The organism is Amycolatopsis sp. NPDC104775 (assembly GCF_055583325.1).
The window spans coordinates 128,817-135,983 of the sequence record NZ_JBVJOE010000010.1 but is presented as its reverse complement, the minus strand read 5'-3'; the positions used below and the strand labels follow the sequence as shown (position 1 = coordinate 135,983).

8 protein-coding genes and 1 pseudogene are annotated in these 7,167 nt (G+C 68.9%); 7 read left to right on the top strand and 2 right to left on the bottom strand.

Going from position 1 to position 7,167, the window contains the following annotated elements; all coding sequences use genetic code 11:
- Nucleotides 1–168: 168 nt before the first annotated feature.
- Entirely contained in the window at nt 169–702 is a 534-nt protein-coding gene (locus tag ACZ63D_RS34870; protein ID WP_465358587.1) for a GNAT family N-acetyltransferase, read from the bottom strand.
- 106 nt (nt 703–808) lie between these two features.
- Between ACZ63D_RS34870 and ACZ63D_RS34865 the strand changes: the two genes are divergently transcribed.
- Nucleotides 809–1,165, top strand: a complete 357-nt coding sequence (locus ACZ63D_RS34865; RefSeq protein ID WP_465358586.1) for an arsenate reductase family protein — start codon at nt 809–811, stop codon at nt 1,163–1,165.
- Here ACZ63D_RS34865 and ACZ63D_RS34860 read toward each other — a convergent pair.
- Nucleotides 1,158–1,922 (bottom strand): sulfite exporter TauE/SafE family protein, encoded by a 765-nt coding sequence (locus ACZ63D_RS34860; RefSeq protein WP_465358585.1) that lies wholly within the window; start codon nt 1,920–1,922, stop codon nt 1,158–1,160. The genes ACZ63D_RS34865 and ACZ63D_RS34860 overlap by 8 nt on opposite strands.
- Before the next feature lie 86 nt (nt 1,923–2,008).
- Here ACZ63D_RS34860 and ACZ63D_RS34855 point away from each other — a divergent pair, with 86 nt between their 5' ends.
- The 6 genes and pseudogenes from ACZ63D_RS34855 to ACZ63D_RS34830 all read left to right on the top strand — a co-directional run bounded on the left by ACZ63D_RS34855 (nt 2,009) and on the right by ACZ63D_RS34830 (nt 6,994).
- Nucleotides 2,009–2,773 (top strand): AraC family transcriptional regulator, encoded by a 765-nt coding sequence (locus tag ACZ63D_RS34855; protein WP_465358584.1) that lies wholly within the window; start codon nt 2,009–2,011, stop codon nt 2,771–2,773.
- 84 nt (nt 2,774–2,857) lie between these two features.
- Nucleotides 2,858–3,547, top strand: a complete 690-nt coding sequence (locus ACZ63D_RS34850) for an alpha/beta fold hydrolase (RefSeq protein WP_465358583.1) — start codon at nt 2,858–2,860, stop codon at nt 3,545–3,547.
- Between the two features lie 272 nt (nt 3,548–3,819).
- A complete protein-coding gene (locus ACZ63D_RS34845; RefSeq protein ID WP_465358582.1) occupies nt 3,820–4,761 on the top strand; it encodes a hypothetical protein in 942 nt (313 codons plus the stop codon).
- Between the two features lie 143 nt (nt 4,762–4,904).
- Nucleotides 4,905–5,324 carry a hypothetical protein gene (locus ACZ63D_RS34840; protein WP_465358581.1) on the top strand — a complete coding sequence of 140 codons (420 nt, stop codon included), beginning with the start codon at nt 4,905–4,907 and terminating at the stop codon, nt 5,322–5,324.
- Between the two features lie 10 nt (nt 5,325–5,334).
- Nucleotides 5,335–6,390 (top strand): sensor histidine kinase, encoded by a 1,056-nt coding sequence (locus ACZ63D_RS34835; protein ID WP_465358580.1) that lies wholly within the window; start codon nt 5,335–5,337, stop codon nt 6,388–6,390.
- Nucleotides 6,387–6,994: pseudogene (locus tag ACZ63D_RS34830) on the top strand (response regulator). The gene ACZ63D_RS34835 and the pseudogene ACZ63D_RS34830 overlap by 4 nt, the downstream one beginning before the upstream one ends.
- Nucleotides 6,995–7,167: the final 173 nt, after the last annotated feature.

Genomic DNA, 7,167 nt, shown 5'->3' with positions numbered 1-7,167 from the left:
ACCCAGATACGAATCCTTCCGTGGGGTTGGGGGTTGGTTGGCAATCCCTCTTCCCCCCCGGAACACCCACCCCCGAACCGTCAGCACACTCGGGCTTCGGGGTGCCCCAACAAGACCGAGGCGCAATGTCGCCCCCCAGGGCGACGAGTCGCCCCACCAAGGGAACCCTCAACCAACATCCCCCCGCCGAACCCGATAAACCTGCAACCTCAACCCGTAATACTTACTAGTCTCCCCCACCCACTGCATCCCAATCCGCTCCGCGGTAGCGATCGCCCGCCCATTCCCCGGCCGAGCCACCGCGAACAACTCATCCGTCCCGCCCTGCGAAAACGCCCACTCCGCCAACGCCCGAGCCGCCTCAGTCGCATACCCGTGCCCCCACTCCTCGGGCCCCAACTGCCAGCTCAGCTCCAAATCCTCCCGATAGGGCGGCAACAACCGAATCCCCAGCCCCCCGACAACCCGCCCTTCCCCGCGCAGCTCCACCGCCCACCGCCCACGAGGCGGAAGCAAATTAGGCTGAGCCTCCACCCAAGCCTGCAACACAGACCGCATCGCAGCCACATCCGCGACCCGGTCCATCGCGGGAGTAAGCCAATGCGTCACATCGGGCGAGCCGTAAATCCGGTACGCGGCTTCGGCGTCGTCAACCGTCCAGTCCCGGATCACGAGACGGTCGGTGGTAATCGGCAGGGTCATGTACGAACGGTACGCCCGCCGGACCCCCTCCGGGCAGGTGATCCAGGACGCACCCAAGCCTCTTGCCCGCCAACGACTCCGCCCGCTCCGGGGTTAGACTGCGCCGGTGGAGATCTGGGTGAACCCGCGGTGTTCCAAGTGCCGCTCGGCGGTGTCGCTGCTCGACGAAGCCGGCGCGGAGTACACCGTGCGCCGCTATCTGGAGGACCCGCCGACCGAGGCGGAACTCGTCGCGGTGCTCGACCGGCTCGGCCTCGAACCGTGGGACATCGCCCGCACCGGCGAGAAAATCGCCGGTGAACTCGGGCTGAAATCCTGGCCGAAGACTCCGGAAGACCGTCCACGGTGGATCGCCGCGCTCGCCGAGCATCCGGAGCTGATCCAGCGTCCGATCATCACCGCCGACGACGGCACCACGGTCGTCGCCCGCGACGAGGAAACCGTCCGCTCGGTGCTCAGCTGACCGCCACCGCGATCAGCGCCGCCGCCAGCAACACCACGTACGCGACGGCATGCACCTTGTCCGGCAACCGGTCGGCGACCCGCCGGACGAGCGCGATCGTCGGCAGTGAACCGGCCAGCAGTGCCGCGCCCGCGACCGGGTCGAGGTACCCCGACGGTCCGCCGCCGGCCGTCGCGTAGACCACGGTCGCCACGACCGCGACCGGCACGCTGAGCGGGTTCGCCATCGCGGCCGCGTCTGCCATCGGAAGTCCTTTGCGGCGCAGCAGCGGCACGGTCATCACGCTGCCGCCCACTCCGAGAAAGCTCGCCACCGCACCGATTCCGACGCCACCCACAGTAGTCGTGAACGTGCTCAACGGTTTCGGTTCCCCCTGGGGTTTGAGGAATCCGCCGCGCGCGAGACTGTCCACAATGGTCAGTGCCAGGTAAACGATGAACAGGACGCGCAACAGTCCGTCCCCGGCATAGGTCGCGGCCACCGAACCGGCCACGGCGCCGATGGCGACAAACCCGGCGAGCGGCCAGAGGTACTCGCGACGGAGGCGTCCAGCCCGGGCTTGCACGACAGTCGCGCTGACCGCGTTCACCACCATCACCGCAGTGGAGGTAGCGACGGCGACGTGCATCGCGTCGCCACGGCTGGTCACCGCGGCGACCACTGGCACGGTGACGAATCCGCCGCCGAACCCGAACAGCACGGTCGTCACTCCGCTGAGACAGCCGAAGAGCAGAAGAATCAAGATCGAGGTCAACACTGGCTTCAAGGTAGGCCGCGACAGGGGCGGCGCGCATCCGAAGATTCGCCAGGTTCTTTCGAGTATCGGACACCTACCCTGTAGCCATGCGCAACGTTCCGTTGTCCGAGGTCGACGCCCTGCCGCGGGCCGTGCTCGCGATCAGCACGGACTATCCGCCGGACCACTTCCTGCCGCCGCATCGCCACCGTCGCGCGCAATTCCTCTACGGCGCCACCGGTTCCATGCGCGTCGGAACGGCCGACGGGACCTGGACCGTCCCGACGCGGCGTGCGGTGCTCATCCCGCCGGAGACCGACCACAGCGTCGTGATGATGAACGTGACCACGCGCAGTCTCTATCTGGAACCGTCCGCCGTGCCGTGGTTCCCGCGCCGCTGCCAGACCGTCGACGTCTCGCCTCTGCTGCGGGAATTGCTTCGGGAAGCCGTGGACGTCGCACCGGAATATCCTCGCCGCGGTCGTGACGCCGCACTGATTTCCCTTATGCTGCACGAAATATCTCGCTGTGTTCCCTTGCCGCTCGAGCTCCCGTGGCCGCGACACGAGGGCCTGCGTGCGCTGTGTCAGTCCTTTTCGGACGCTCCCGATGTGCACGATCCGCCGTCTCGCTGGGCGGACGAACTGCACGTGAGCGAACGGACGCTGCACCGGCTGTTCCGTGCCGAAACGGGCCTGAGCTTCGCTCGCTGGCGGGAGCGGGCCTGCGTGCTGCGCGCGCTCCCGCTGCTGGCGGCGGACCTTCCGGTAGCCGAGGTCGCGGTCACCCTCGGATACGAAAGCCCGGCCGCCTTCACAACGATGTTCAGCCGCCTGCTCGGCGCTCCGCCAAGTGCTTACCGCGAGCCGTGAGCCAGATCTCATTGAGTACAACTTGATTGTGCACAATCAAGTTGTACAGTTGGCGTCGTTCGGAACTTTCCCAAGGAGGACCTCATGACTGCCACTGTCGTTCTGGTGCACGGCGCGTTCGCGGACTCGTCCAGCTGGAACGGGACGATCGAGCGGCTGCAAGCCGCCGGGCACCGGGTGATCGCGGTGGCGAACCCGCTGCGCGGAGTCGCCGAGGACGCCGCCTCCGTGCGGTCCCTGCTGGACAGCATCGAGGGCCCGATCGTCCTGGCCGGCCACTCCTACGGCGGCTCGGTGATCTCGGCCGCGGCGGCGGGACACCCCGGCGTGCGGGCGCTGGTCTACATCGCCGGTTTCCTCCCCGACGAGGGCGAAAGCGCTGGTGAGCTGGCCGCGAAGTTCCCCGGCAGCACCCTGGGGGAGACGCTGGAGCAGGTCACCTTGGCGAGCGGCGTCGACCTCTACGTCCGGCAGGACCTGTTTCACCAGCAGTTCGCGGCGGACGTCCCGGCCGAGCAGGCCCGGCTGATGGCGGCCGGTCAGCGTCCGGTCGCCGCCGCGGCCTTGGACGAGGCGTCGCCCGCACCGGCGTGGAAGGGGCTGCCGGTCTACAGCCTGATCCCGACCGCGGACAAGAACATCCCGCCCGCGGCGCAGCGTTTCATGGCGGAGCGCGCGGAAGCCGAGGTAGTCGAGGTGGCGGACGCTTCGCACGCGGTGCTGGTTTCGCAGCCGGAGGCGGTCGCGGAGCTGATCCTGCGCGCGGCCCGGTGACCCCGGGCGAGTGAGACAGGTCCGCGCCGCGCAGTGGGATGCGCGGCGCGGGCGATGGGTAGCTGCGGCGGCGGGCTCGGGCCGGCGGGATCTTTCGCGGCGGCGGTGGCTCAGCGGTCCGGCTCCGTGGTTCCCCGGACAAGGTTTGACCTGGTCAGCGCCCCTATTGTGCGGCTTATGGGCGACCATCCGGTCCGGTTGTGCGGACTTGTCATGGTCGAGCGGCGCTTTCGGCGGTCGCCGCGCCGATGCGGCAGTTACCATCGGCGGCCATGAGTACCTCAGGGGGTCCACACGAGCAGTCCGGCACGCCGCAGGAACCGGGCGCGGTCCCGCCGGGATGGCAGGCGCCTCCGGCGGGCGGGGCCGGTTATCCGCAGCAGCCCGGCGCTCAGCCAAGCTATCCGCAGCAGCCCGGGCAGTCTCCGCAGTACGGGCAGCCCGCGCCGCAGTACCCGGGCCAGCCCGCCCCGGGCGGGTACCCCGGGCAGGGGCAATTCCCGGGGCAGTTCGGCCAGCCGCAACCGGGACAACCCGGCCAGCAGCAGCCAGGTCAGCCTCAATCAGGCCAGCCGGGTCAGTACGCCGGTCAAGCGGCCTACCCCGGCCAGCAGGGTTATCCAGCACAACAGCCTGGCTACCCCACGCAGCATCAGCCCGGAGCCGGGTATGCGGCAGCCCCGTCCGGCCAAGGCTTCCTGCCGCAGAACCGGCCTCTCACCACCCCCGGCCTCGGCGCCATTCCGGTGGCTCTCGGCGGCATCCTCGAGATCGTCGCCCTCTTCATCCCCTGGGTCACGTTCACCCTTGGCGACCAAACCGCCTCGGTCACCTTCATCGACGCCTTCGGCAAGATGACGTCCGGTATGGACAGCTTCGCCGCGCTGTACGTGCGGTTCCTCGCCTTCATCCTGATCGCCGCGACGCTCGGCGCCACCCTCCCGTGGGTGCTCGGCGCACTGCGCACCAAGAAGTCCGCCTATTGGCTGAGCGGGATCCGCAGCCGCGAACTGACTCCGCAGAATTTCTGGTGGTACCGCACCGTCTTCGCCGGGCGGGCGACCGTCCTGCTGGTCTTCCACATCGCGGGCATCATCGCGATGTTCTACGAGGACCTGTCGAAGATCGGCCTTGGCGCGTATCTGCTCGTTCTCGGCGGGGTGCTCGTGATCGTCGGCGCGGCGATCGGGCCGAAGCTCACGGCCGCCCGCTGACGGTGCGGATGACCGGGTTCTGACAAATGTCATCGCGCACCGATGCGCGCTGACACTACGGCCCGCTTGCCCGTCCGCCCACTATGGGACGGGCAAGCGGCGCCGGATCCACCGGGCCGGCCTCTGGTCCGGAAAGGACAGTCATGACCTCCCGTCCCGCAACGGTTTCTTCTCAGCTCCGCACCGACCCGTCAGTCCGCGCGATCCGCGTCCTGACCGGGTCCTACCTGGCGCTGAGCGTGCTCACGCTCGGCGCGATCTTCCTCTTCCGCGACGACCCATCGATGGTCACCGACGTGGTCTGGGTCCGGGCCACCATCGTGGCGGCCAGCGCGCTGCTCACCTTCCTGTTCGCGCTAAGCGCGGCGCGCGGGTCGAAACGCGGGTTGCTGCGGCTGCGGATCGTCTCGGCGGTGATGACGGTCGCGATCGTCGTCATCGTGTCGATTCCGGGCTTTCTCCCGCTGTGGGTCCGGCTCGAGCAGGGCGTCTGCGGATTGCTGCTGCTGGCGGTCGTCGTGCTGGCGAACGGACGGCACGTGCGTTCGCTGTTCTCCGAGTAGCGTGCCGGACGTGGACCGCGGCCCTGATTCCGACGCGCAACGCTGGGTGCTGGGCTGGCGCCGGCTCGTGCTGGACGCCGGCCTCCTGGTGTACCCGCTGATCGTCCTCGCCCAGGTGGCGGACCAGGCGGGTGCGGTGGTGGCGCTGCTGGCGTTCTGCGCGTGCTACATCGGGGCGGCCGTCGCCGCCTACGGGTTCCGGAGCCGCCTTTTCTGGATCCTCACCGGGCTGCTGACAGTGCTGTTCGCCGTTGTCCTGCCGATCGCTCGCGCGAACGCGTTCTACCTGCTCGCCGTGGTGGTTTCGCTCGCGGTTCCGCGGTTGCCGCGCTGGGGTGCGGTCCTCGTGCCGGTCGCCGCGGTGGCGACTGTGGTGGTGCCGTGGGCGGTCTGGCACACCGACCCGGGCTGGGCGCAGGCGGCGGCATTGGTGTTCACCGTGCTGGTGGTCGTCGCGTTCGCGGAAGCGCTGCGGGCGAATCAGGCGCTAGTGCGGGCGCGGGCGGAGGTGGAGCGGCTCGCGGCGGACGCGGAACGGTCGCGGATCTCGCGGGATTTGCATGATCTGCTGGGGCATTCGCTCACCGCGATCACGGTCAAGAGCAATCTTGCCCGGCGGCTCGCGGCCAAGGGGGATGAGCGAGTGGTCGAGGAGATCGGCGAGGTCGAGCAGCTGTCCCGGCAGGCGCTGGCGGATGTCCGGGCGGCGGTCTCCGGGTATCGGGACGTGACGCTCGCCGGGGAGCTCGCGCGGGGGCGGGAATTGCTGCGGGCCGCGGGGATCAGGGCGGATTTTCCGACTGCGGTGGATGGGCCGCATCAGGAATTGTTCGGGTGGGTGGTTCGGGAGGGGCTGACCAATGTGGTCCGGCATTCCCGGGCCAGTGCTTGCGCGGTGATGGTTTCGGGGGATTCGGTGGAGATTCGGGACGATGGGGTTGGTTCTTCGGCGGATCCTGGGAATGGGTTGGCTGGGTTGCGGGATCGGGTGGCGGCCGCGGGTGGGCGGATGGAGGTGGGGCCGGTGCGGCCTCGGGGGTGGCGGTTGCGGGTGACTGTGGCGTGACTGTGCGGTTGTTGCTCGCGGATGATCAGGCGTTGGTGCGGCAGGCGTTGGGGACGTTGCTCGGGCTTGAGGACGACTTCGTGGTGGTCGCTCAGGTGGGGCGGGGGATGAGGTGGTGGGGGCCGCGCTGGAGCATCGGCCGGATGTCGCGTTGCTGGATATCGAGATGCCTGGGTTGGACGGATTGGCCGCGGCTGCGGTTTTGCGGGAGCAGGTGCCGGAGTGTCGGGTGGTGGTGTTGACGACGTTTGGGCGGGCTGGGTATTTGAGGCGGGCTATGGAGGCTGGGGCGGTGGGGTTTGTGGTTAAGGATGCGCCTGCGGAGGCGTTGGGGGATGCGATTCGGCGGGTGATGGCGGGGGAGAGGGTGGTGGATCCGGCGTTGGCGGTGGCTACGTTGGCGGCGGGGGAGTCGCCGTTGACTGCTCGGGAGAGGGATGTGTTGATCGCGGCTCGGGGCGGGGGGTCGGTGGCGGAGATCGCGGGGAGTTTGTATTTGTCGGAGGGGACGGTTCGGAATTATTTGTCTGGGGCTATTGCGAAGACTGGGGCCCGGAATCGGATGGGGGCGGTTCGGGTCGCGGAGGAGCGGGGGTGGTTGTGAGGGGGCGGCTCGTCGCCCTGGGGGGCGACATTGCGCCCGGGTCGTGCGTGGGGGCACCCCGAAGCTGATTGTGCTGACGGTTCGGGGGTGGTTGTCAAGGCGGGAAAGATGCCTTGACAACCACCCCCCAACCGCCAGGGAGGGGTGTATTGGGGGTGGGGGGGGGGGATGGG

What these genes read in the sequence shown, in the direction of transcription:
- ACZ63D_RS34870 (WP_465358587.1), bottom strand. Translation starts at nt 702, where the DNA reads ATGACCCTGCCGATTACCACCGACCGTCTCGTGATCCGGGACTGGACG.
- ACZ63D_RS34850 (WP_465358583.1), top strand. Translation starts at nt 2,858, where the DNA reads ATGACTGCCACTGTCGTTCTGGTGCACGGCGCGTTCGCGGACTCGTCC.
- ACZ63D_RS34845 (WP_465358582.1), top strand. Translation starts at nt 3,820, where the DNA reads ATGAGTACCTCAGGGGGTCCACACGAGCAGTCCGGCACGCCGCAGGAA.
- ACZ63D_RS34855 (WP_465358584.1), top strand. Translation starts at nt 2,009, where the DNA reads ATGCGCAACGTTCCGTTGTCCGAGGTCGACGCCCTGCCGCGGGCCGTG.
- ACZ63D_RS34840 (WP_465358581.1), top strand. Translation starts at nt 4,905, where the DNA reads ATGACCTCCCGTCCCGCAACGGTTTCTTCTCAGCTCCGCACCGACCCG.